The sequence below is a fragment of the Streptosporangium sp. NPDC000239 genome, assembly GCF_040300765.1.
GTDB lineage: Bacteria > Actinomycetota > Actinomycetes > Streptosporangiales > Streptosporangiaceae > Streptosporangium.
This window is the reverse complement of sequence record NZ_JBEPEI010000037.1, coordinates 17,768-40,629: the sequence shown is the minus strand read 5'-3', so window position 1 is coordinate 40,629 and position 22,862 is coordinate 17,768. Positions and strand designations below refer to the sequence as shown.

The 22,862-nt window shown below is 71.1% G+C and carries 24 protein-coding genes; 7 read left to right on the top strand and 17 right to left on the bottom strand.

Annotation, left to right across the window (positions count from 1 at the left end; all coding sequences use genetic code 11):
* Positions 1 to 258 precede the first annotated feature (258 nt).
* Positions 259 to 888, bottom strand: coding sequence for a DUF6758 family protein (locus ABT340_RS42080; protein WP_352016561.1), 630 nt, complete (start codon positions 886 to 888; stop codon positions 259 to 261).
* An 89-nt stretch (positions 889 to 977) separates the two neighbouring features.
* On the opposite strand from ABT340_RS42080, the gene ABT340_RS42075 reads away from it, so the two are divergent.
* Complete coding sequence (locus ABT340_RS42075; protein ID WP_352016560.1) at positions 978 to 1,382, top strand: NUDIX hydrolase; 405 nt, start codon at positions 978 to 980, stop codon at positions 1,380 to 1,382.
* Here the strand turns inward: ABT340_RS42075 and ABT340_RS42070 are convergent.
* Together ABT340_RS42070 and ABT340_RS42065 are read right to left on the bottom strand one after the other, a co-directional pair.
* Positions 1,345 to 4,632 carry a WD40/YVTN/BNR-like repeat-containing protein gene (locus ABT340_RS42070; RefSeq protein WP_352016559.1) on the bottom strand — a complete coding sequence of 1,096 codons (3,288 nt, stop codon included), beginning with the start codon at positions 4,630 to 4,632 and terminating at the stop codon, positions 1,345 to 1,347. The genes ABT340_RS42075 and ABT340_RS42070 overlap by 38 nt on opposite strands.
* Before the next feature lie 316 nt (positions 4,633 to 4,948).
* Complete coding sequence (locus tag ABT340_RS42065; protein ID WP_352016558.1) at positions 4,949 to 5,890, bottom strand: HpcH/HpaI aldolase/citrate lyase family protein; 942 nt, start codon at positions 5,888 to 5,890, stop codon at positions 4,949 to 4,951.
* A 63-nt stretch (positions 5,891 to 5,953) separates the two neighbouring features.
* Between ABT340_RS42065 and ABT340_RS42060 the strand changes: the two genes are divergently transcribed.
* A complete protein-coding gene (locus ABT340_RS42060) occupies positions 5,954 to 6,316 on the top strand; it encodes a hypothetical protein (protein ID WP_352016557.1) in 363 nt (120 codons plus the stop codon).
* 33 nt (positions 6,317 to 6,349) lie between these two features.
* Here the strand turns inward: ABT340_RS42060 and ABT340_RS42055 are convergent, their stop codons facing one another.
* On the bottom strand, positions 6,350 to 7,306 hold the full coding sequence (locus tag ABT340_RS42055) for an EamA family transporter (protein ID WP_352016556.1): 957 nt from the start codon (positions 7,304 to 7,306) through the stop codon (positions 6,350 to 6,352).
* A gap of 118 nt (positions 7,307 to 7,424) precedes the next feature.
* Between ABT340_RS42055 and ABT340_RS42050 the strand changes: the two genes are divergently transcribed.
* Together ABT340_RS42050 and ABT340_RS42045 are read left to right on the top strand one after the other, a co-directional pair.
* Entirely contained in the window at positions 7,425 to 8,666 is a 1,242-nt protein-coding gene (locus ABT340_RS42050; protein WP_352016555.1) for a magnesium transporter MgtE N-terminal domain-containing protein, read from the top strand.
* A complete protein-coding gene (locus ABT340_RS42045; protein WP_352016554.1) occupies positions 8,659 to 9,144 on the top strand; it encodes a DUF1003 domain-containing protein in 486 nt (161 codons plus the stop codon). The genes ABT340_RS42050 and ABT340_RS42045 overlap by 8 nt, the downstream gene beginning before the upstream one ends.
* Positions 9,145 to 9,148: 4 nt before the next feature.
* Here ABT340_RS42045 and ABT340_RS42040 read toward each other — a convergent pair whose 3' ends face one another.
* Positions 9,149 to 9,616, bottom strand: a complete 468-nt coding sequence (locus ABT340_RS42040; protein ID WP_352016553.1) for a MarR family winged helix-turn-helix transcriptional regulator — start codon at positions 9,614 to 9,616, stop codon at positions 9,149 to 9,151.
* Between the two features lie 222 nt (positions 9,617 to 9,838).
* Here ABT340_RS42040 and ABT340_RS42035 point away from each other — a divergent pair, with 222 nt between their 5' ends.
* Positions 9,839 to 10,981, top strand: coding sequence for an Mrp/NBP35 family ATP-binding protein (locus tag ABT340_RS42035; RefSeq protein ID WP_352016552.1), 1,143 nt, complete (start codon positions 9,839 to 9,841; stop codon positions 10,979 to 10,981).
* Positions 10,982 to 11,031: 50 nt separating this feature from the next.
* Here the strand turns inward: ABT340_RS42035 and ABT340_RS42030 are convergent, their stop codons facing one another.
* From ABT340_RS42030 to sigE, 5 genes are all read right to left on the bottom strand, one after another.
* Positions 11,032 to 11,409: a sec-independent translocase gene (locus tag ABT340_RS42030; protein ID WP_352016551.1), complete on the bottom strand. Its 378-nt coding sequence runs from the start codon at positions 11,407 to 11,409 to the stop codon at positions 11,032 to 11,034.
* Positions 11,410 to 11,515: 106 nt separating this feature from the next.
* Positions 11,516 to 13,147: a S1C family serine protease gene (locus ABT340_RS42025; RefSeq protein WP_352016550.1), complete on the bottom strand. Its 1,632-nt coding sequence runs from the start codon at positions 13,145 to 13,147 to the stop codon at positions 11,516 to 11,518.
* Positions 13,148 to 13,243: 96 nt separating this feature from the next.
* Positions 13,244 to 14,269, bottom strand: coding sequence for a sigma-E factor regulatory protein RseB domain-containing protein (locus tag ABT340_RS42020; protein WP_352016549.1), 1,026 nt, complete (start codon positions 14,267 to 14,269; stop codon positions 13,244 to 13,246).
* On the bottom strand, positions 14,266 to 14,796 hold the full coding sequence (locus tag ABT340_RS42015) for an anti-sigma factor family protein (protein ID WP_352016548.1): 531 nt from the start codon (positions 14,794 to 14,796) through the stop codon (positions 14,266 to 14,268). The genes ABT340_RS42020 and ABT340_RS42015 overlap by 4 nt, the downstream gene beginning before the upstream one ends.
* A gap of 52 nt (positions 14,797 to 14,848) precedes the next feature.
* A complete protein-coding gene (gene sigE, locus ABT340_RS42010; protein WP_352016547.1) occupies positions 14,849 to 15,481 on the bottom strand; it encodes an RNA polymerase sigma factor SigE in 633 nt (210 codons plus the stop codon).
* A 172-nt stretch (positions 15,482 to 15,653) separates the two neighbouring features.
* Between sigE and ABT340_RS42005 the strand changes: the two genes are divergently transcribed.
* Positions 15,654 to 16,304: an O-methyltransferase gene (locus ABT340_RS42005; protein ID WP_352016546.1), complete on the top strand. Its 651-nt coding sequence runs from the start codon at positions 15,654 to 15,656 to the stop codon at positions 16,302 to 16,304.
* A gap of 9 nt (positions 16,305 to 16,313) precedes the next feature.
* Here the strand turns inward: ABT340_RS42005 and ABT340_RS42000 are convergent, their stop codons facing one another.
* The 4 genes from ABT340_RS42000 to ABT340_RS41985 form a co-directional block, all read right to left on the bottom strand.
* Positions 16,314 to 17,771: a leucyl aminopeptidase gene (locus ABT340_RS42000; RefSeq protein ID WP_352016545.1), complete on the bottom strand. Its 1,458-nt coding sequence runs from the start codon at positions 17,769 to 17,771 to the stop codon at positions 16,314 to 16,316.
* A 175-nt stretch (positions 17,772 to 17,946) separates the two neighbouring features.
* Positions 17,947 to 18,114 (bottom strand): DUF3117 domain-containing protein, encoded by a 168-nt coding sequence (locus ABT340_RS41995; protein WP_012894793.1) that lies wholly within the window; start codon positions 18,112 to 18,114, stop codon positions 17,947 to 17,949.
* A 378-nt stretch (positions 18,115 to 18,492) separates the two neighbouring features.
* Entirely contained in the window at positions 18,493 to 19,038 is a 546-nt protein-coding gene (locus tag ABT340_RS41990) for a DNA-3-methyladenine glycosylase I (RefSeq protein ID WP_352016544.1), read from the bottom strand.
* A complete protein-coding gene (locus ABT340_RS41985; RefSeq protein ID WP_352016543.1) occupies positions 19,035 to 19,838 on the bottom strand; it encodes a hypothetical protein in 804 nt (267 codons plus the stop codon). The genes ABT340_RS41990 and ABT340_RS41985 overlap by 4 nt, the downstream gene beginning before the upstream one ends.
* A 42-nt stretch (positions 19,839 to 19,880) precedes the next feature.
* On the opposite strand from ABT340_RS41985, the gene ABT340_RS41980 reads away from it, so the two are divergent.
* A complete protein-coding gene (locus ABT340_RS41980) occupies positions 19,881 to 20,180 on the top strand; it encodes a hypothetical protein (RefSeq protein ID WP_352016542.1) in 300 nt (99 codons plus the stop codon).
* On the opposite strand, the gene ABT340_RS41975 is transcribed toward ABT340_RS41980, so the two are convergent.
* The 3 genes from ABT340_RS41975 to dapE all read right to left on the bottom strand — a co-directional run bounded on the left by ABT340_RS41975 (position 20,157) and on the right by dapE (position 22,826).
* The gene (locus ABT340_RS41975) at positions 20,157 to 20,744 is read right to left on the bottom strand and encodes an LOG family protein (RefSeq protein ID WP_352016541.1); all 588 of its coding nucleotides are present in this window, start codon (positions 20,742 to 20,744) and stop codon (positions 20,157 to 20,159) included. The genes ABT340_RS41980 and ABT340_RS41975 overlap by 24 nt on opposite strands.
* A gap of 40 nt (positions 20,745 to 20,784) precedes the next feature.
* Positions 20,785 to 21,579 carry an LOG family protein gene (locus ABT340_RS41970; protein WP_352016540.1) on the bottom strand — a complete coding sequence of 265 codons (795 nt, stop codon included), beginning with the start codon at positions 21,577 to 21,579 and terminating at the stop codon, positions 20,785 to 20,787.
* A 182-nt stretch (positions 21,580 to 21,761) separates the two neighbouring features.
* On the bottom strand, positions 21,762 to 22,826 hold the full coding sequence (gene dapE / locus ABT340_RS41965; protein ID WP_352016539.1) for a succinyl-diaminopimelate desuccinylase: 1,065 nt from the start codon (positions 22,824 to 22,826) through the stop codon (positions 21,762 to 21,764).
* Between the last annotated feature and the right edge of the window lie 36 nt (positions 22,827 to 22,862).

Sequence of the window (22,862 nt, the reverse complement as noted above, 5' to 3'; positions counted from 1 at the left end):
GACGCCGAAGTCGTGCCTGGCTATCCTGCGCAGGTCGTCCAGGTAGGACTGAGGAGTGAGGGAGCGCAGCGGACGAACGACGAGGGAAGACACCGACGCGCCCAAGCCCGCGACGCCGCCAGGCGGAGCAAGGAGACACAACCCGCGACGCCGCCAGGCGGAGCAAGGAGACACAACCCGCGACGCCGCCAGGCGGAGCAAGGAGACACAGCAAAGGGACACAACCCGCGACGCCGAAGGCGTCGCGGAGAGACACAACTAGTTTTCCAGGCGCGGAGAGAAAGCTCCCAGAGGGAGGTCGAGGGTTTGGTCGTGTTCCCTGAGATCTCTCAGGGAGAGTTCGGCGAGGGTCACCAGGTAGCCCGCCTCACCTGGCCAGACGACCGCCCACAGCCAGTTTCCCAGGGCCTCGCCCGCGTAGACCGCCCGGTCGGGGGCCGCTTCGACGCACCACATGGGCGTGGGATGGCCCATGATCTCGACCTTGGCGTGCGGCGGCCCTTCGCCGAAGCCCTCTCCCGGGTCGGTTCCCGCGATTCCGGCGAACCCGGCGCCGAGTCCCACTCCGGGTTCCTCGGCGATGATCAGCATGTCGGCGGGGCCGTGGGTCAGTGAGGGGCCGGAGATCGCGACCACGGTGCCTCTGACGCCGCTGCGTTCGTCGCCCGCCTCCGCGAAGCCCGTCACCAGCCATCCCTGCGGCAGCGGCCACGGAAGCCAGGCCGGGACCCTGGAGTTTCCGAGGACCTCGATCGCAGCCTGAGAGGGGCGTTTCGGCGACTGCAACGGCAGGACGTCACCGTGCGGTCCACACCGCCAGGCGCTCGACCAGGCACTGGGCGGGCGGAGGGGGCCGAAACAACGCGGACAAATGGGCTCGGCTCTCACGCCTACCCACGGTGCTTTGTCCACACCCGGTTCGTCAAGGGCGCTTCTCGTTGCGCAGCCGTAATCTTGTTCATGTGCGCGTAAATTGTGTGGGAGCGATCATCCGTGACGCGGAGGACCGGTTGCTCCTCGTACGGCGAGGCCGTCCCCCGGGGAAGGGCCTGTGGTCCATCCCCGGAGGGCGGGTCGAGCCGGGCGAGTCCGACGCCGAGGCGCTGGCCCGTGAGCTGCGTGAGGAGACGGGCCTGACGGTCAGGGCCGTCGGCCTGGCGGGCACGGTCGACCGTCCGGGCCCCGGCGGCGTCGTCTACGAGATCCACGACTATCTCGCCGAGGCCTCCGGCGGCACGCTCCGCGCCGGGGACGACGCGGAGGACGTCGGCTGGTTCACCGAGGACGACCTGGCCCGGCTGCCTCTCTCGCCGGGCCTGCTCGACGACCTCATCGGCTGGAAGATCATCGAGAGGCCGTCAGGGTCGAGCGCCACAGGGTGAGGTGGTCGCTGTCGTAGGTGGTCGAACGCCCCAGGGCGACGACCTGGTCGCCGGCGACGGTGACGGCGCCGAGCCGTTGCGCGCCCTCCCCGGCGAGGCCGTCCTCCGTCTGGGTGTGCGGCTGCCACTTCAGGCCGTCCTCCGAGGTCCACGCGACGCCGTCCCCCTCGCCCGGCGCTCCCTGCCAGCCGACCGCGACCACGCCGTCGGCCGTCGCCGCCATGTCCAGTACGGCGGCCGCCCCTTCGGCGGGCAGCCAGGAGAACTCCCATGAGATGCCGTTGTCCTCCGACATCGCCCCGAAGGCCCGTTGCCCGTCGCCCGTGACGGCGGTTCCGGTGGCGACGATGGTCGTGCCGTGCTGGACCACGTGTCTCAGGCCCGCCGCCGTCGCGCCCTCGGGCAGCACGGGTTTGCGCGCGACCCAGTTGATCCCGTCGGCGGACACCCAGACCACACCGGTCTCGTGGCCGTCGGTGCCCATGCCGCCGACGGCGACGTACCCGGAGGAGGTGACGGAGACGTCGTACAGGCGCACGCCGACACCGCCTGCGGGCAGACGCGCCGCCCGGGTGAAGCGTTTGAGGTCGGCGGTGAACCACAGCACCGGGACGGTCGCAGACGGCCCCCGGTCCTCTCCGGCCAGCACGTAGCCCGAGGGACCCGCGGCCACCGCGTGGGGGGCGAGGAAGTCGTGTTCCGCGGCGGGGGCGAGGGGGCCGGTCGCGGGAAGCCTGCGCCAGGTCGCGCCGTCGGCCGAGGCGACCAGGAGCGGCCCCGTCGAGGAGGCGTCGGTCATCGTGCCGCCGACGGCGAGCCAGCCCTGCCTGCCCCGGGTGACGTCGCTGAGGGCCTGGCGCCACGAGCCGCCGAGAGCCTGTGCCGGGCCCGCGCCCTTCCAGGTGTGGCCGTCCCTGCTGGTCCATATGCCCGCGTCTCCGGCGACCGCGCCGACGGCGACGAACGCGCCGTTCCCGGCGGCGATCCTGGCGGTGTCGCGGGAGGCCCTGGTCAGGCCGTCGATCCGGTCGAGGGCTACGGGACGCGCCTGTCCTCCCTCGGGGGCCGTGATGAGGACCAGGCGGTTGTCCACGTCGGCGGCGCGTTCGTCTCCGCCGACGACGAGGGTGCCCTCCTCCGAGATGGCCAGGGCCCGGAGCGAGCCGGGCACGTCGCCCAGGTCGGTGGACCTGCGCCAGTCACGGCCGTCCCTGCTGGTGTAGACGGCGTACCGTTCGAAGCCGGATTCGGCGACCGCGGCGATTCCGGCGTCCGAGGAGGCAAGGCGCCTGACCCCGGAGCCCTCCCGGGCCAGGCCGGTGATGCCGCCGCACCGCTCCCAGTCGTCGCCCCTCTCCGAGCAGTAGACGACGACGTCGCCCTTCGCGTCGCGCCGCTGGATCGGGACGAGTACGAACCCCGAGGAGGAGGCCGCGAGCGCGCCCGCCTCAGGGGTGACGCCCGAGGGCGCGGAACCGGCCCGCGTCCAGGTCTTCCCTCCGTCCGCCGAGCGCAGGACGGCCGGGGAGCCGCTCCGTCCCGGGTCGCCGAGCGCGACCACCGAGTCGCCTCTGGCCACGACCGCCTTGAGTCCCCTGACCCGGTCCGGGGTGCCGAGTTCACCGGCTTCGACCCTGCTCCACCCCTGCCCGTCGGGGGAGGTCCAGGCCACGGCCCCCGATGAGCCGTCCTGGAGCACTCTCGTGCCGACCGCGACGAACCCGGAGGAGGTCCTGGCCAGGTCCATGATCTTGTCGCCGGTCATGAACGCGCCCAGTTTCGCCGGGGCCACGGCGGTCCAGGTGGTGCCGTCCTCGCTGGTCCACAGGCCCCGGCCCGCGCCCAGGAGGTCGTTGCCCGCGGCCAGCCAGAGGCCGTCGCCGCCCGCGACCCTGCCCACGGTCGTGGGGCCGTTCTCGTAACCGGCCGGGCCGGTCACCTTGCCCAGCTGCCAGGTCACCCCTCCGTCGGGGGAGACGAGGAACAGCGGCCTGGGCACGGGGCTGGTCGTGTCGCTGCCCACGGCGACCATGACGGAGCCCGCCGAGGCCACGGCGTTGAGCACCTGGCTCGATCCGGTGCCGCCCGCGTCCGCCGGCGGGGCGAAGTCGGTGTCACCGGGACTCACCTCGGCTCCGACGAGTTGCAGGCCGGTGGTGAACGGCCCGCCGTTCCAGCTCCACAGCACCGCCCCCCCGCCGACCGCGGCGGCCAGTACGGCGGCGACCACGACGGGCACGACCAGGCCTCTGCGCCCGCGTCCGGCCGGGCTCGAACGGCGCAGCGCGGAGGGGGCGGTCGTGGAGCGGTGGTGCCGTCCGCCGGACCCTCTCCTGCCCGGCGGCCCCTCGGCGACCAGCAGGTCGGGCCTGGCGGGCCTGCCTCCGGGGGGACGTCCGAGCCGGTGCACCGGCTCAAGGTCGTCGTCCTCCCCCGGTACGGCGGGCTCGTCCTCGTCCGGTTCCCACGGCTGGGCCGGCGCCTCCTCCTGGAGGTCGTGCCACACGTCGTACGGGCCGGTCCGGTCCTCCTGGACGGGCTCGGCGGGGCTGCGCGGCGGCCCCGAGGCCACCAGCAGGTCGGGCCGGTCGCCACGGCGGCGTCTGACCGGTTCACGGGGGACGTCCGGCTCCTCGGTCTCCCCCCAGGACGCGTCGGGACCGGGGGCCGAGAAGACCGCGTGGGCGTCGTCGCGCCCCGAGTGGCCGAGAAGGTCCCCGTAGTCGCCCTCTCCGGTTCTCCTGGGCGTCTCGGCCGCCGGGCCGAGAGGGTCGGAGTCGTCGAACCAGGAGGGGCTCAGGAGGTCTCCGTAGTCGCCGTCACCGGGGGCGTCGTCCCGCTCGCGGGACGGCCCGGAGGCCACCAGCAGGTCGGGGCGTTCGCCGTCCCGCCTGCCGTGCCTGCGCTCGGGCGGGCGGTCCGGCCACAGCTCGGGGCCGGAACGCTGGTCGGGGTCCGGCGGGCTGCCCGCCGGGGAGGCGTACGGCTGGGTGTGGGCGCGACGGCGCTCACCGCCCAGGCCCTCGGGGCGGGCCCTGGGGGGCTCGTCCTCCGGGGTGGGCGCGGCGAACGGCGGCAGCCTCCACGGGGAGGCGAGCGGAAGTCCTCGGGGGTCGTCGTCAGAGGGGCCTGGGGGGGAGTGCTGGATCGTCGGAGGCGAGTCCGGATGCCGCCGGCGTCCGCCTCCGTGCGTCCCTTCGTCGTCCGCCGGCCACTCTCGTGAGCGCGGTTCGTGGGGGCCCGGGGCCACGCTCAGCACCTCCTCGCAGGAAGCCCGTCCAGCCCGGGGTTGGGCACTCCGGACCGTTCCATTCATCTCCGTGACACTCCGTCGCGTCACCGTACGGCCACGGCGAAGCGCAGGAGACCTTACTACTACCCCGTTCCGCGGAAACGATCACCTCCGTGGGGCGGCGGGGGTTCCAACCGTGCACATCAAGAGCAACACGCCGGAGCCCCGATGACGAGACCTCTCTAGTCAGATTTATCGGCGCGGCGCCGGAATTATCACTATCTGTGGCTTTAATTCCGAGATTTCATGACGGGAAAAACCCTCGGGCCGGGAGTCAGGGGGCCGGTGGGGTGAAGGCGGTGGTCCGGGTCATCCCCGCCGCCCTCCCCTTGGCCGTCACGACCAACGCCATCTTGCGGGACGCCTCGTCGATCATCTCGTCACCGAGCATGACCGCGCCGCGCCCCTCGACCGTCGTGTAGTGGTCGTAGGCGTCCAGGATCAGCTCGGCCCGGTCGTAGTCCTCCTGGGACGGCGAGAACACCTCGTTCGCCGCCTCGATCTGCGTGGGGTGGAGCACCCACTTTCCGTCGAAGCCGAGGGCCGCGGAGCGCCCCGCGACCCGGCGGAAGCCGTCCAGGTCCCTGATCGCCAGGTAGGGGCCGTCGACGGCCTGCAGGCCGTGCGTGCGGGCGGCCATCAGGATGCGCATCAGGATGTAGTGGTAGGCGTCGCCCTCGGTGTAGCCGGGAGGCTGTTCCCCCACGACCAGCGTCCGCATGTTGATCGAGGCCATGAAGTCGGCGGGGCCGAAGACCAGCGTCTCAAGCCGCCTGGAGGCTCCGCCGACCGCGTCCACGTTGACCAGGCCCCTGGCGCTCTCGATCTGGGCCTCGATGCCGATCCGGCCGACCGGCAGGCCGTTGGCCTTCTCGATCTGGGTCAGCAGCGTGTCGAGCCAGACCACCTGGGCCGGGTCCTCGACCTTGGGCAGCATCAGGCAGTCGAGGAACTCCCCGGCGCCCTCGACGACCTCGATGACGTCCCGGTAGGTCCACTGCGTGCTCAGGTCGTTGACCCGCACGACCCGGGTCCTGCCCGACCAGTCGCCCTCCCGCAGGGCCGCCACGACGTTCTTGCGCGCGCCCTCCTTGGCCGACGGCGCCACGGAGTCCTCAAGGTCGAGGAAGACCTCGTCCGCGGGCAGCCCCTGGGCCTTCTCCAGGAAGCGGGGATTGCTGCCGGGCACCGCCAGGCACGAACGTCGTGAGCGCATGACCCAACGCTAGCGGCAGCCCGCCCCGCCGGGGACGACGGGCGAAGGCCGTACATTCGTGCCATGGGAGTGATCGAGGAGGGCGCCAGGAAGTCCGGGGTCCTGTGGCTGTCGCTGGACCGGCAGCGGCTCGCCTGGCACGTGTGGCACGACGGCGCGATCTATCTCGTCACCGGCGGGGACGAGCAGGACCTGCCCCGCCTCGCCGAGGCGGAGCGGGTCCAGGTGACGCTCAGGAGCAAGGACAACGGGGCCCGCCTGGTCGTCTTCGACGCGGCCGTCGAGGTGGTCGACCAGGCCGCCTCCCCCGAGGCGGTCGCCGTGCTGGCCAAGGAGCGGCTCAACGCCCCCGACGCCGCGGGTCTGCCCGAGCGCTGGGCCGCCGCCTGCACGGTGGTACGGCTGACGCCCCAGGAACCCGCCTGAGGCCCGGCTGAGGCCTGCCTGGGACCCGCGGCCTCAGCCGACCCTGGCCGGTTCCCCGGCCTCGACGGGGACGGGCAGGTCCGCGGTGGCGCGCTGGGCCAGGTAGGCGCCGAACAGGACGATGAGACCGCCGACGATCTGGAAGGGGCCGAGCGCCTCGCCGACCAGCACCCAGGCGATGATCGCCCCGGCGATGACCTCAAGCGAGGCGACCGTCGAACCGACGGCGGCCGACAGGCGGCGTACCGCGGTGACACCGAGGATGTAGGCGGCGACGGTCGCGATGAGGATCATCCACAGCGCCGCGGCCAGCACGGGCAGGGGATGGCCTCCTGCGGGGGCGACGACCTGGCCGAAGGCCCGCCACGGGATGTTCCACGGCTGGGAGACCGGCACGAGCACGATCGCCGCGCCGACCAGGCCCCAGGCGATCAGGCCGAGCGGGTCGACGTCCCCGCCGAAGCCGTCGCTGAGCAGGAAGTAGCCCGTGCAGCAGGCGGCGGCGCCGAAGGCGAGCAGCAGTCCGAACGGGTCCAGGGCCATGCCCGACCACACCTCGACCACGATGCCGAGACCGACGACCGCGACCACGGCGCCGACGAAGGCGGCGCGCGGCAGCCGTACCCGGCGGACGAAGCGCACCCAGAGCACGACCAGCACCGGGGCGGTGAACTCGATGAGCAGGGTGACGCCGACCGGCAGCCTGGTGATCGCCGCGAAGTACAGCGCCTGCACCCCGGCCACCGCGACGACCGCGTAGGCCACGAAGAGCGGCAGCCGGGAGCGCGGGATGCGCAGCGCGGCGGGCCGCAGGAGCGCCAGTACCCCGGTGAGCAGCAGCCCGGCTCCGGCCATCCGCACCCAGACGGCCTCAAGAGGGGACAGCCCGGCCGCGCCGAGATATTTGGCCATCGGCCCGGAGAACGCGAAACACCAGGACGACGCGAAGGCGATCAGCAGACCGTCACGCCGCACGGATTCACCACCCATGTAACTACCGTTCGCATGCTTTGATGCTGACATATCGGATATGCGCGCAGCAAGGGGACGTCCGAAATGTGAGCGAGCCTTGAACCGCCCCGGCGAGAAGGCGACCTACCCTGCAAATGTGAAGATCTTCATCGCGCGACTCGCGGGAACCCCGGTCTTCGACCCGGTGGGTGACCAGATCGGGCGGGTGAGGGACGTCGTGGTGGCGTTCGCGGGCGCCGCTCCCCCACGCGTGCACGGCCTCGTCGTCGAGGTGCAGCCCAGGCGGCGGGTCTTCCTGCCGATCACCAGGGTCCGCGGCATCGAGGCGGGCTCCGTCGTCTTCAGCGGCCAGATCAACGTGCGGCGCTTCGAGCAGCGGGCCACGGAGAGCCTGGTCATCGGCCAGATGCTCGACCTGGAGGTGCAGGTCGAGGGCGAACGCGTGACCGTCCTGGACCTGGCCATGGAGCAGGTCAGACGCGCCGAGTGGCTCATCACCAAGGTCGCCGTCGTCAGGGTGGGCCAGGGCCTCGGCCTGCGGCGGCGCGGCCCGGCCAGGATCGTCGACTGGGCCGAGGTCAGCGGTTTCAGCGCGGTGCAGAAGGACCAGGGCGCGGCCGGCCTGCTGGTCGCCTTCGAGACGATGCGCGCCGCCGACCTGGCCGGCGCGCTGCACGAGCTGCCCGCCAAACGCCGCACCGAGGTCGCCGCCGCCCTCGACGACGTACGGCTCGCCGACGTGCTCGAAGAGCTCCCGGAACGCGACCAGATCGGCATCCTGGGCAGGCTCACCCCCCGGCGCGCCGCGGACGTCCTTGAGGAGATGAACCCCGACGACGCGGCCGACCTGCTCCAGGACCTCCCGGCCGAACAGGCCGAGGCCCTGATGGCGCTGATGGAGCCCGAGGAGGCCGCCCCCATCCGGCGGCTGCTGGTCTACCCGGAGGACACCGCGGGCGGCATGATGACCAGCGAACCCGTGGTGCTCCCGCCGAGCGCGACCGTCGCCGAGGCGCTCGCCCACATCCGCCAGCGGGAGGTCACGCCCTCCGTGGCCGCGCAGGTCTACGTGGCCAGGCCGCCCATCGAGACCCCGACCGGCCGCTTCCTCGGGCTGGCGCACTTCCAGCGGCTGCTGCGCGAGCCTCCCTCGACGCTGCTCGGCGGGGTCGTGGACAGCTCGCTCGACCCGATCAGGCCCGAGTTCACGCTCAACCAGGTGGCCTCCTACATGGCCACCTACAACCTGATGGCGGTGCCCGTGGTCGACGAGCTCGGCCGTCTGGTCGGCGCCGTCACCGTGGACGACGTTCTCGACCACCTGCTGCCCGAGGACTGGCGGGAGCGCAACCACGAACCGGGAGCCGAACATGGTTGACCGTCTCGACCAGCCGAGACAGCAGGGCCTGCGTCTGCGCGCGCACTACGACCCCGAGGCCTTCGGGAAGCTGTCCGAACGCATCGCGCGTTTCCTCGGCACCGCCAGGTTCCTCGTCTACATGACCGTCTTCGTCGGGGTCTGGGTGGTGTGGAACGCCCTGGTGCCGGGCGAGGGGAGGTTCGACCCCTACCCGTTCATCTTCCTCACCCTGATGCTCTCGCTCCAGGCCTCCTACGCGGCGCCGCTGATCCTGCTCGCCCAGAACCGGCAGGACGACCGGGACCGCGTCCAGACCGACATAGACCGGGCCGCGGCCGAACGCAACCAGGCAGACCTGGAGTACCTGACCCGGGAGATCGCGGCTCTGAGGATCGCCCTTGGCGACGTGGCCACCCGCGACTACGTCCGCTCCGAACTCCAGCGCCTGCTGGAGGACCTCCAGCAGCCCCGGCCCCCGGCGAACGACCTCCTCTGAGGGGTCAGTCGTCCGCGGGGAAGAGTTCGGTCAGGATCGAGGCGCACCGGCGCAGTTCCTCAGGGCCCAGGGTGTCGAGGAGCTGGGCGCGGATGCCCCGCAGATAGGTGGGCCGCGCCTGCGCCAGCCGTACGGCACCGGCCTCGGTGAGCACCGCGAACAGGCCACGCGCGTCGCTGGGACAGGCCTCGCGGTCGACCAGGCCGTCACGCTGGAGGCGGTCGATCAGCCGGGTCAGGCCGCTGCGGGAGAGCAGGACCCGCTCGGCCAGGTCGTTCATGCGCAGTCTGCCCTCCGGCGCCTCCGCCAGATGGGAGAGCACGTCGTAGGAGGCCAGGGCGAGGTCGTGACCGACGAGCAGGTCGGTCTCCAGTGCCCGGGTGACACGCGCCTGGACGCGTTGCAGCACCCTCCAGACCACCAGCTCCTCTGAACTGACGGCCTCCTTCGGCTCGTCCGCCGTAACGGTCACGCAGTAACCTTAGACTGTTGCACGCGCACCTACATAGGGGATCACCCGGGTGCGGGAGCCCGGAATTCCCGGCGTCAACTCCCGGTTCATACCATGGGTCCGTGACCCCTCCCACTCTCAGCCGGGAGCGGCACGAACTGTCCGTGAAACGCCTGGACGACAATAGACAAGGAGGGACGGCAGCCCCGCCGCCTCATCGCGACGCCCGTTGCCGACACTTCGATGGCACCTACCCCGGAACTGGTCACGGCCGCGCTGGCGACCGTCAACGACCCTGAGATCCGTCGGCCGATCACCGAACTCGACATGGTCAAGAGCGTCGACATCTCCCCCGAGGGGGTGGTGCGCGTCGGAATCTACCTCACCGTGTCCGGCTGTCCCATGCGTGACACCATCACACGCGACGTCACCACGGCCGTCTCCAAGGTCGAAGGGGTGACCGGCGTCCAGGTCGAGATGGACGTCATGAGCACCGAGCAGCGCAAGTCTCTCCAGACGAAGCTGCGCGGCAACCGGGGGCCGGAGAAGGAGATCCCCTTCGCCCAGGCCGGTTCCCTGACCCGGGTGTTCGCGGTCGCCTCGGGCAAGGGCGGAGTCGGCAAGTCCTCGGTGACCGTCAACCTCGCCGCCGCGATGGCCGCCGGCGGTCTGAAGGTCGGTGTCGTGGACGCCGACATCTACGGCCACAGCGTGCCCCGCATGCTCGGCGTCTCCGACCGTCCGACCAAGGTCGAAGACATGATCATGCCGCCGGTCGCGCATGACATCAAGGTCATCTCGGTCGGCATGTTCAAGCCGGAGGGCAACACCCCGGTGGTGTGGCGCGGCCCGATGCTGGACAGGGCGCTGCACCAGTTCCTCGCCGACGTCTTCTGGGGCGACCTCGACGTCCTGCTGATGGACCTGCCCCCCGGCACCGGTGACATCGCGATCTCGGTGGCGCAGCGGATGCCCTCTGCCGAGATCCTCGTGGTGACGACCCCGCAGCAGGCCGCCGCCGAGGTGGCCGAGCGCGCCGGTTCGATCGCCGTGCAGACCCACCAGCAGATCGCGGGCGTCATCGAGAACATGGCCTGGCTGCCGTGCCCGCACTGTGACGAGCGGATCGCCGTCTTCGGCGAGGGCGGTGGCCAGACGGTCGCCGACGCGCTCACCCGCACCCTCGGCGCCCGTGTGCCGCTGCTCGGCCAGGTGCCGATCGACATGCGGCTTCGCGAGGGCGGCGACGAGGGCAAGCCGCTCGTGCTGACCGACCCCGACGCCCCGGCCGCCGCCGAGCTGATCAAGATCGCCTCGGGCCTGAGCAGGAGGTCGAACAGCCTCAAGGGCATGCAGCTCGGCATCTCCCCGACCAGGGGCCGCTAGAGCGGGACGTACGGCGGGCCTCAAGAGGCCACTGCGGGGTCACCGAGAGGTCAGGTGGCCTCGGAGTCGTAGGGCGGGAGCTCGCCGTACCCCAGTTCGTCGAAGTCGTCCAGGACGTCGGTCCCCGTGCGGCCGGAGACGGCGGCCCCTCCGGCGACGCCCGCCGTGGCGCCGCGCCATTCGTCCTCCAGGTCACCGGTGAGGTGCTTGCGGACGAAGTTCTTCGGGTTCAGGTCGGTCGGGTCGAAGTTGGCGAACTCCGGCCCGAGGCCGTCCTGCAGGTCCTGCTTGGCGTTGTTGGCCATCTGCCGCAGGGAACGCAGCGTCTTGCCCGCCTGCGCGGCCGCCTGGGGCAGCTTGTCCGGCCCGAAGACGAGGAGCGCGATGACCACAAGCGCCAAGATCTCAGGCCAGCCGAGTCCGAACACCGTGATCTCCTAGCGGGATGACACCAAGGCGGCGCTCCGGGCACACGCCCGGAGCCTTTTCCAGACTAATGCCCACGACCCGTGCCCGCACCAGCCCCTCCATCGATCATGAGGGACTGGGCGTGGGCTGCGGGGACGCGGCACCGACGGTCACGACGACCGTCTTCTCCTGGCCGCCGCGCTGGAACTTCACCGTCAGCCTCTCCCCCGGCGCCTTGTTGCGGATCAGCGCGATCAGCTCGTAGCCGTCCTGCAGCACGATGCCGTTGACCTCGGTGATGATGTCCCCGGGCTTGAGCCCGGCCTTGTCGGCCGGCCCCTCGGGCTCGACGGGCTTGGTGGCGCCCCTGACCTCGGTGTCGATGCGGACGCCCGCGCCCTGGTAGGACTGGTCGATGGTGACGCCGATCCGGGACTTCTTCGCGGTGCCGGTGGTGATCAGCTCCTCGGCGACCCTGCGGGCGTGGTTGACCGGGATGGCGAAGCCGAGGCCGATGCTGCCGCTCTGGCCGCCGACCGACCTGCCGAGGGTGGCGATCGCCGAGTTGACGCCGACCACCTCACCCGCCGAGTTGACCAGCGGTCCGCCCGAGTTACCGGGGTTGATGGCCGCGTCGGTCTGGATGGCGCTCAGCCAGGTCGTGTCGGTGCTGTTCTCCTCACCGGCCTGGACGGGACGGTTGAGGGCGCTGACGATGCCCGAGGTGACGGTCCCGGTCAGGCCGAGCGGGGAGCCGATGGCGACGACCGGGTCGCCGACGACCACGTTGTCGGAGTTGCCGAGGGCGATCTCCGGGGCGCCGAAGGTCTCGTCCGGCTTGACCACCGCGAGGTCGGACTCCGGGTCACGGCCCACGACGTGGGCGGAGGTCGACTTGCGGTTGCTGAACTGGATCTGGATCTGGCTGTTGTTCGGCTCGGCCCCGGCGACCACGTGGTTGTTGGTCACCACGTAACCGCCCTTGATCAGGAAGCCGGAGCCGGTGCTCGCGCTCGTGCCCGCGTTGACCGACAGCGAGACCACGCTGGGCAGGACCTTGGAGGCCACGCCCGCGATCGACTCCGGAGCCCTGGAGTTGGAGCCGCTCGGCGCCGTCCCCAGCCGGTAGGACGGGTCGAGGTCGGAGTTGGCCGGGCGGGTGAGCAGGTAGGTGCCGAAGCTGCCCGCCGCGGAGGCCAGCAGCGCGATCACCACGGCCAGTACGGCCAGCGTGCCGGTGCGCGGGCCACGCCGCTCGGTGACGGCCGACCCGCCGAAGGTCCCGTCGTACGGCCCCGGCCCACCGGGAACCGGAGGCGCGGGCGGCGGTGCCCAGCCCAGCCCGAGGCCGTGCGCCCGCGACGGCGGGGGCGGCTGGTTCCCCGGAAAGCCCCCGGGGGCGGAGAAGACCGCGGTGTCGCGGTAGGTCCTGCCCGACGGGTCTCCCCAGCCGCCGTTGGCGGGAGGCGCGGCCTGACGCCCGGTCCAGTCCTCGTATCCGGGCCCCTCGGGCTCCCGGGCGCCCCAGCGGGCACGCCCCGGGGGCTCACCGAGCTGGCTCCAGCCCTCGCCGTACCCCTGGGAGCCCTGGACTCCGTGGGACCGGTCCACCGGCGAGGGAGGCGTCTGCCCTGCGGGCAGGAACTCCGGCCTGGAGAACTCCGAGGTCGCGCCCGCACCGCCTCTGTCGTCGGTGAGGCCCGACTGCGTACGCCCCTCGGCGTCGTCCGCCTCGTGGGTACGGTTCTCGTCGGTCATCGAATGTTCACCACTCCTCGCCTCGCATGAGGCAACTCACCGGGGGGCACCCGGCAATCTTCCCCTGAACGGCATACGAGAGACGTAAAACGCGCCCTATCCGAAGGGATTGACCCAGGAAAGCAGGCGGTGGGCTCCTCTGCCCAGCCGGTTCCACAGGTTCGGGGCGGGTTCGTGGGGCAGTGCCGCGACCGCGGCGTCGACCGTGTCGGCCGGAGCGTCCGCGAAGACGGTGTAGACATGGTCCCCACTGGCCCAGATCGTCCCCTGCTCGGCTGAGTTCCGCATCCAGATCGTATGCCCGTCATGACGCTGGGCATGCCACCCACGGAGCTTTTCCCCATCAAGCACACCAGAGTCCACGAAAACCGACACGACCGACAACCCATCCGAATATCCCAGATACAAGTATCCGGCAGGTGCGGTGTGCGCCGCGAACAGCTCAAGGCGACCGGGCAACTCGGCGGGGAAACGCCACCCCCGGTCCAGGAGCTCGGGCACCTCGCCCAGGTCGAGCCCGCCCGGAGGCGGCACGGGGACGACGCTCCCACGCGCCACCGGATCGAGGGTCAGGTCGAGGAAGCCGCCCACGTGGACGGTCCGGCCCCGGCCGTCGAACAACTCACGGCGCAGCGCCAGGCCCCCCGACTCGTCCAGCCAGTAACGCGCCGCGGGTGTGCCGTCCATGCGCAGGACGTCCACCAGGTGGGCGGCACGTCCGCCGGTACGGGTCCTGCCCGCGTCGACCACCCGGTAGTTGCGGGCCAGCACCTCAAGCATCGTCTCCGAGGGGGCGGCCATGCTCCCCGCGGGGGTGCCGGGGTCGACCCAGCCCGCCGTACCCGAGGGGCGTGAACTCACCGACAGGCCGCGCCCGGGGACGTTGCGGACCTCGACCATGGAGGAGAAGGACCCGGAACGGCCCCAGGTCGTGACGTACTGGGTGCCCGAGTAACCGCGCCCCCTGGCCGCGGCGGCCGCCTCACGCAGCAGCCGCAGGCCCGTGTCCTCGTCGCGCTCGCCCTGCTGCACAGACTGCTGTACGGCTCGCGCCGGGCTGCCCGCCACCAGGCCCAGCACCATGGCGACCACCACGGCCAGGCAGGCGGGCAGCCGGATCACGGAGTCGGCGAGAAGCTCGGAGTCGCCGAGCCTCCGTACGGGGCGGTGTTCCTGTGCTGGTTGGCGAACATGTCGACCGGAGGCACACGCGGGCCGGGGTCGGGACCGCCGACGACGAACAGCGTGCCGATGGCGACCGCCGCGGAGGCGACGCCGACCGCGACGTAGCCGACCCTGCGGGCACGGCGCGTCGACGCGGCCCGCCCGCGCGGCCGGTTGTCCGGCGGCGCGACGGTGTGCATGCCGGGGATCGGCGCCCCGCCGAAGGTCCGCGAACCGCTGGGAAAAGGCCGCTCACGCGGCGGTAGCGGGTCGCCGGGGTCGGCCATCCGCAGCAGGGACATCGTCAGGTCGGCGGGCATCGCGGGCCCGTCGAGCGACCTCAGGCGGCTCTTCAGCGCCCGCATGGCCTCCACCTCGGCCCTGCAGGAGGCGCAGAAGGCGAGGTGGGACAGCGCCCGGTCACGCTCGTGGTGGTTCAGCTCGCCGTCGACCAGCGCGGAAACACGTTCTCCAAGATGACTCATGACCACTCCTTGCCAAGCGGCTCGTCGTGACATTCGTCATAACTGCGGCTTCTCATGCGAGTTCCTCCCCGCGGGTGATGGTCGGGGGGAGTTGATCTCCGCGGGGCGCGCGGTGTTCCAGCGCGTCACGCAGCTGAGCCCGGCCACGGTGGATACGGCTGCGGACCGTGCCGAGCTTCACGCCGAGTGTCGCGGCGATCTCCTCGTAGGACAGCCCCTCGATGTCACACAGAACGACGGCCGCGCGGAACTCGGGCGCGAGCGCGTCGAGTGCCGCCTGGATGTCGGGTTCGAGATGGGTGTCGTCGTACACCTGGGCGGGGGACGGCTCACGGCCACGCAGCCGTTCCGCCGCGTCGTCCGCCAGGCCCTCGAACCTGATGCGCTGCTTGCGCCGCGCCATGTCGAGGAACAGGTTGGTGGTGATGCGGTGCAGCCAGCCCTCGAAGGTCCCCGGAGTGTAGTTCGACAGGGACCTGAAGACCCGGACGAAGACCTCCTGTGTGAGGTCCTCGGCGTCGTGGACGTTACCGGTCAGCCGATAGGCCAGCCTGTAGACACGCGCCGAATGGGTCCGAACCACCTCCTCCCAGGTGGGAGGTGTCCATTCAGACACGGGAGTATCCGTCTGGTGGTCGAACTCGTCCACCAGCACTCCTCTCTCCGGGACCACCGCTATCGCCATAGTGCCTGGTTTCGTCCCTTCGTGCGCACTCACTACCCTCAGGACCGGCAAAGGCCGCTTAAACCGTGCAACGCACCAGGCATGACATGAGTTCCCGATCGGGCTTGGCTCCCCTAGGCTGCGACCCAGTCCCTATATGGCTCTGTACGGAGAAAGCGGGAAGGAGAGGCCGATGGCAGAGACGCCGACAAGTCCGTTGGAGGCCGCTCTGGCCTATGCCGAGGAATTCCACCGGGAGGACGAGATCCTCTGGGAGGCGCGCCGACGCGCCGCGGAGGTCGGGGTCACCCCCATCCCGCCCGGCACCGGCGCCGCGCTCTGTTTCCTCGCCTCGGCCACCAACGCCAAGGCCGTCGTGGAGGTCGGCACGGGATGCGGTGTGTCCGGGCTGTGGCTGCTGCGCGGCATGCGCCAGGACGGCACGCTCACCAGCGTGGACGTCGAGCCGGAGTACCAGCGCCTCGCCCGGCAGAGTTTCGCCCAGGCGGGCTTCCCCGGCGGCAGGACCCGCCTCATCACGGGACGGGCCCTGGACGTGCTGCCTCGTCTGTCCGACGGCGGCTACGACCTGGTCTTCTGCGACGGAGCCAAGCAGGAGTACGCCGACTACCTGGCCGAGGCGGTCCGCCTGCTGCGTGTCGGCGGCATCGTGATCTTCGACAGCGCGCTGTGGCAGCACAGGGCGACCGACCCCACCCGGCGTGACCCGGACGTCGTGGCCCTGCGGGAGCTGGGCAAGCTGGTCCGCGGTGACGAACGACTGCGCCCCCTGATGATCCCTCTCGGCGACGGCGTCCTGGCCGCCGTCAAACTCGGCTCCTAGCCGCCCGGCTCAGCTCCTGGTCAGCCAGTCGAGCAGCAGGCGCACGCCGTAGCCGGTGGCGCCCTTGCTGAGGAAGCCCTCGTCCGCGGTGCTCCTGCCGACGCCCGCGATGTCCAGGTGCGCCCACGGCCGCCCGCCGGTGAACTCACGCAGGAACAGCGCCGCCGTGATGGAACCGGCGCCGTAGGTCGATCCGGCCTCGATGTTGGCCAGGTCCGCCACGCTCGACTCCAGCGCCGGAGAGTAGTCCTCGATGAGCGGCATCCGCCACAGCCGCTCCCCCGCCTGCGTGCCCGCCTCGGTCAGCTCGGCCGCCAGGGCGTCGTCGGAGGCGAAGACGGCCCCCACGTCCTTGCCCAGGGCCACACTGATCGCGCCGGTGAGCGTCGCGACGTCCACCATGACGTCCGGGTCGAGCTCGGCGTCGGCGTAGGCCAGCGCGTCGGCCATCACCAGCCGGCCCTCCGCGTCGGTGTTGAGCACCTCGACGGTCCGCCCGCCGTACTGGGTGATCACGTCGGAGGGGCGCTGGGCCGTACCGGAGAAGGCGTTCTCCGCGGCGGCGACCAGGGCGGTGACCCGCACCCGCGCGCCCAGCGCGGCGAGCGCGGCGACGGCCGCGATGACGGTCGCGGCGCCCGCCATGTCGGTCTTCATGAACTTCATGCCGTCGCTCGGCTTCAGGGACAGGCCGCCGGTGTCGAAGGTGATGCCCTTGCCGACCAGGACGACGTGCCTGATGGCGCCCTGCGGGCTGTAGGAGAGCCGGACCAGGCGCGGCGGGCTGACCGAACCCTGACCGACCGCCAGGATGCCGCCGAAGCCCTCGGCGCGCAGCTCGCGCTCGTCCCACACCTTCACCTCGACGCCCCCGGCCGCCTCGGCGCGCTCCGTCGCGCGCTCGGCGAGCCACTGCGGCGTCTTGATCGAGGCCGGGGTGTTGGCCAGGTCCCTGGCGAACGAGACGGCCTCGGCGACCACGGCGCCCCTGGCGACCTCGGCCTCGACGCCGTCACCGACGAGCTCGACCAGGGCCGCGGGGGCGGACCTGGTCTCGCCGATCCTGAAGGTGTAGGTGGCCAGCAGCGCGCCCTCGACGAACGCTGCCACCGGCCCCTCCGGCAGCACGACCCTGATGGAGGACCTGCTCCTGCCCCGCCGTACGACCGTGGCGCCGGCCTTGCGCAGCGCGCCCGCCGAGCCGTCGCCGACCCCGTAGAGCAGCACCCGGCCGACGCCGTCGCCGTTGGCCACCGGGACCTCGACGACCTCACCGGCCTCGCCCTTGGCCTCGTAGTGCGCCAGCAGGGCCTCGACGGGCAGTGGCAGCTCCACCTCGGGCGCGCGGTCGGCGGAGAAGGGTACGGCGAGCAGCCCTGCCTCCCCGAGCGGCGGCACCCCCGCCGGGACGGCGGCCCCGGGTTCCGAAGGGGCACCGGTGAGCAGGGTGTACGGAGAGATGGGCATGTGGAACTCCAGTCATCAGCCGGGGGACACCGCGGCCCTGGCACGAGCCGCGCTCCGGCGGTCCGGTGGCCAGGGCCGTGTTCGTCGATCGGGGGCGCACGGGCCGCAGTGGCTGTCGTGCTCCGCGAACGAGATCGAGTCGGGGCCCGGCGTCACCGCTGGTCTCAGGCCGGGATCAGACGACGACCTTCTTCAACTCTTCGCCAAGGGCGCTGGCCTCGTCCGCCGAGAGCTCGACGACGAGCCGGCCGCCACCCTCAAGGGGAACCCGCATGACGATGCCCCTGCCTTCCTTGACGACCTCCAGCGGACCATCACCGGTCCTCGGCTTCATAGCCGCCATGCGTGTATCCCTTCCTGCTTCGGGCTCCGGATCTCCGACTGACCCGAGGGTGGCCGACGCATTCACGTCTTCTGTGATGTCCTATTATCCCGTCTCCGCGCTCGGAATGGGAACGATCAGCCCCAGCATCGACTCATCGGGCAATCAAGACCGTCCTTCGCGCTCGGGGACGGCCCCGCGGACATCCGGGCCGTCGCGGTCCGCGGGACCTCTCACTTCCCTGACCAGGCCACAGAGGTGGCAGGTTACGAAGCGGTCCCGGAGCGGGCGGGACGGGCGCGCGTGGCGGCGCGGAGAATTTACCGGACCGAGACGATCAACTGAACGGCTCGGGGGCCGCCGGGAAGGCGTTCCGGCTCGGCGGGGTCAGGTCCGAGGTCAGTAGGTGCCCCGCACCCAGCAGTCCTCCAGATGGTCGTTGACCAGTCCGATGGCCTGCATCAGGGCGTAGGCGGTCGTCGGGCCGACGAAGCGGAAGCCGTTCGCCTTGAGCTCCTTGGCGAGGGCCTTCGACCCGGGCGTCTGGGGAGGCACGTCCGCCAGTGTCCTGGGGACGGGCGCGCCGGGATCGGCGTGCTTCCAGATCAGGTCGGACAGGTCGACGTCGAGCGCGGCCCGCGCGTTCGCGACGACCGCCTCGATCTTGGCCCGGTTGCGGACGATGCCGGTGTCGGCGAGCAGCCGCTCGACGTCGGCCGCGCCGAACGCCGCGACGGCGGGGATGGAGAAATCGGCGAAGGCCGACCGGAAGTTCTCCCGTTTGCGAAGGATCGTGATCCACGACAGGCCCGACTGGAAGGCCTCAAGGCACAGGCGCTCGAACACCCGGTCGTCACCGGTGACCGGACGGCCCCACTCTTCGTCGTGGTAGGCGATGTACTCGGGCGCGGAGCTCACCCAGCCGCAACGTGTCGGTTCCGTCACCGGCTCTCCTTCACGCCCTGCTTCTCCCGCTTCTTGTCCTTCTCATCTTGCTCGTCCGGGTCCTTGTCGGCGCTCTCGGCGGGCTCGACGGCGCCCGCGGCGGACTCCTCAGGGGACCGTACGGTTTCCAGGGGCTCCTCGGGTTTGGCGGCTTCCTCGGCCGCGGGCTTCCCGGTTTCCTGAGGCTCCGAGGCTTTCCGGGGCGCTGCGGCCTCCCCGGGTTCTTCGGCCTCCTGAACTTCCCGAACGGCCTGGGGCTCGTCCGGCTCCTGAACCTTCCCGGGCGCGTTCGCCTCACCGGTCTCCACCGGTTCGCCGGCTTCGGAAGCCTTCTGAGCTTCCTGAACCTTCCCGGGCTCCACGACCTCGTCCGTGTCCGTCTCTCCGGCCGCCGGCGGCTCCTCGGACTCGGGGTCCGCGCGCCGTACCGTGTCCGTGGACCCGGGGAGGGCCTCGCGCATGACCGGCGGGGCCGTGAGGGCGGCGTCGTGGCGGGCCTGGAGCCTGCCCGCGAGCAGTTCGGCGATCTGCTGTTCGAGGACCGCGATCCTGGTGTCACGCTCGCTCAGCGCGTTCACCACACGGTTGAGGGTCTCGTCGACGCTCTGCGTGTTGTAGCCGATCACGCTCACCGGCAGCTGCAGGGCCATGAAGTCGGCGGCCCCGAGTCTCTTCGGCTCGGGCAGCTCAAGCGGGGGGACGTCGGGGACGAATCTGGCCAGTTCACCACCCCGCCCCATGGAGACCGCCACGACTGCGGCGATGACGGCTAAGGCGGCGAGGGCGAGTACGACCAGCACATACGAATCGTGCCACAACTCCCACTGATCTAGGATCGCCTCATGACCGCTCTCACGGTGCTCACCCCCGGCGACCAGGGCGATTCCTCCTGGGCCGAGGCGAGATCGATCGCCGAGATCGAGAAGTTCGTCCGGGCCGGGCACACCGTCGTCGTCACGCCCGCCGACCTCGCGGGGCACGACGGAGAGGCCGCCGAACTCGCGGCGGCCTCCGTCTGCGCGTGGGCCGGAGCCAGGGTGTTCCGCACCAACCGTCCCGAGCAGGTACGGCTCGCGGTCGAGATGACCGAGTCGCTGGCCGGGCGGCGTCCCCCCGCGCTAACCCGCCGTGGCCTCGCCTAGCTCCTCGATGCCCGGCTCCAGGTGCCTGGTCCGCTTCTCCAGGTGCTCGAAGGCCTCCTCGACCGTGGTGGTCCAGGAGATCGCGTCGAAGACGTTGGGCCGGGTGAAGCCCTCCGCGTGCATGCCCTCGACCAGGCTCCGCAGCGGCGCGTAGAGCCCCCACGGGTCGAGGAGCACCAGCGGCCTGTCGTGGAGACCCAGAGTCCTGGTCGTCCAGATCTCGAACAGCTCCTCCAGCGTCCCGATGCCGCCGGGCAGCACGAGGAAGGCGTCCGAGCGGGCGTCCATGACCCCCTTGCGCTCACGCATGTCGGTGGTGACGACCAGTTCGTCGGAGTCGTGGTCGGCGACCTCGACGTCCACCAGGGCCTGCGGGATCACCCCGACCGTACGGCCGCCGCCCGCCCTGACCGCTCTGGCGACCGCCCCCATGCACGAGACCGTCGCCCCGCCGCTGACCAGGGTGTGCCCGCGCCAGGCCAGTTCGGCCCCGACCTCCTCCGCCAGCGTCAGGTACTTCCTGTCGATCTTCCGGTGTGATGCCAGGAAAACGCATATGAACACATCGGAACCATAGTCGTGGCCCGGGATCGCGGGGAAACCCTTATTCGGCGTCGGCGACCGTGCTCCGCGCGGCCTGCTGTCCCTTCCCGAGACCGCTCGCCCGGTCCCTGTCGGCCTCGACGATGATCCGTACGGCCTCGTCCACGTCGTCGGTCACCTGGATGAGGTCGAGGTCGGCCGGGGAGATCTTGCCGGTGTCCACAAGGGTCGTCCTGATCCACTCGTACAGGCCGCCCCAGAACTCCGTGCCGAGCAGCACGACGGGGAAGGAGGTTACCTTGCGCGTCTGGACCAGCGTAAGCGCCTCGAACAGTTCGTCCAGTGTGCCGAAGCCGCCGGGCAGCGCGACGAAGCCGCGGGAGTACTTCACGAACATGGTCTTGCGTACGAAGAAGTAGCGGAACTCGATGCCGAGGTCCACATATTCGTTCATGTGCTGTTCGAAGGGCAGCTCGATGCCCAGGCCGACGGAGACGCCGCCCGCCTCCCTGGCACCGCGGTTTGCGGCCTCCATGCAGCCGGGACCGCCACCGGTGATCACGGCGTAGCCCGCCTCGGAAAGCCTGCGGCCGAGCTCCACGCCCAGTTTGTAGTCCGACGACTCCTGCGGGGTGCGCGCGGACCCGAAGACGGTCACCGCCTCGGGCAGTTCGGCGAGCTGACCGAATCCCTCGACGAACTCCGCCTGGATGCGCATAACCCGCCACGGGTCCATGTGCAGCCAGTCGGCGGGGCCCCTGCGGTCGAGAAGGCGCTGGTCGTGGGTGGAGTCGGAGACCAGGTCACCGCGGACGACCGCGGCTCCCTGACGGCGTTCGGGGCGTGTCTTCTTCATGCCGAACACGCTAGCGCCGCTTCTGGAAAAATCTTGAAAATTCTGGGGGAAAACCGGGAACCGGATTTCTCCGGAGCCACGTCTAACTGCCGAGGGTGCTGCTCGGGACTGAAAGTGGCTTTCCCCGCCAAATGGCCGGCGAGGAAAGCCACTTTCATTTGTGCCCGTGTACCGTGCGGCGCTCAGCCGCGGAGCCAGCCGATCATCCTGCGTTCACAGTCGGCGATCTTCTCCAACGAGACGTACTCCCCCCGCTGGTGCGCCAGATTGGGGTCGCCGGGACCGTAGTTGACCGCGGGAATCCCAAGCCCGGAGAACAGCGAGACGTCGGTCCAGCCGAGCTTGGCCCTGGGCGTGCCGCCGACCGCGGCGACGAAGGCCCCGGCGACCGGGTCGGTCAGCCCGGGACGCGCGGCCGGGGCGAGGTCGGTGAAACGGAGCTCGAACCCGTCGAAGACCTCGCGCACGTGCTCCTGCGCGGCGTCGAGGGAGAGATCGGGGGCGAAGCGGTAGTTGACGGTCACCACGCACTCGTCGGGGATCACGTTGCCCGCGACGCCGCCGCAGATCGCCACCGCGTTGAGCCCCTCGTGGTATTCGAGCCCGTCCACGACCGGCTGCCTGGCCTGGTAGGCGTTGAGGATCTCCAGCACCGGCATGGTCCGGTGCACGGCGTTGACGCCGAGCCACGACCTGGCGCTGTGCGCCCTCCTGCCCCGCACGGTGATCTCGGCCCTGAGCGTGCCCTGGCAGCCGCCTTCGATCTCGCCGTCGGTCGGCTCCATGAGGACGGCGAAGTCGCCGGTGAGCCAGTCGGGGTGGTCGAGGCTGAGCCTGCGCAGGCCGTTGCGCTCGGCCTCGATCTCCTCGCAGTCGTAGAAGACGTAGGTGACGTCCCTGGCTGGCTCGTCGAGCGCGGCGGCGAGTTTCAGCGCGACCGCGACGCCCGCCTTCATGTCCGAGGTGCCGCAGCCGTACAGCAGGCCGTCCTCGACGTGGCTGGGCAGGTTGTCGGCGACCGGGACGGTGTCGATGTGGCCCGCGATCACCACCCGCTCGCTCCGGCCGAGCCCGGTCCTGGCCACGATCGACTCGCCGTCACGGTCGACACGAAGGTGCGGCAGTGCCCGCAGTGCCTCCTCGACCGCGTCCGCCAGGACCTTCTCGTCTCCGCTGACCGACTCGATGTCCACGATTCGCGCGGTCAGCGCGCCGACGTCCTGTGTGAGGTCCAGCCGCGTACTCATGCGGCGACCCTATCCTCAGCCGGTCTTCGGCCGCCC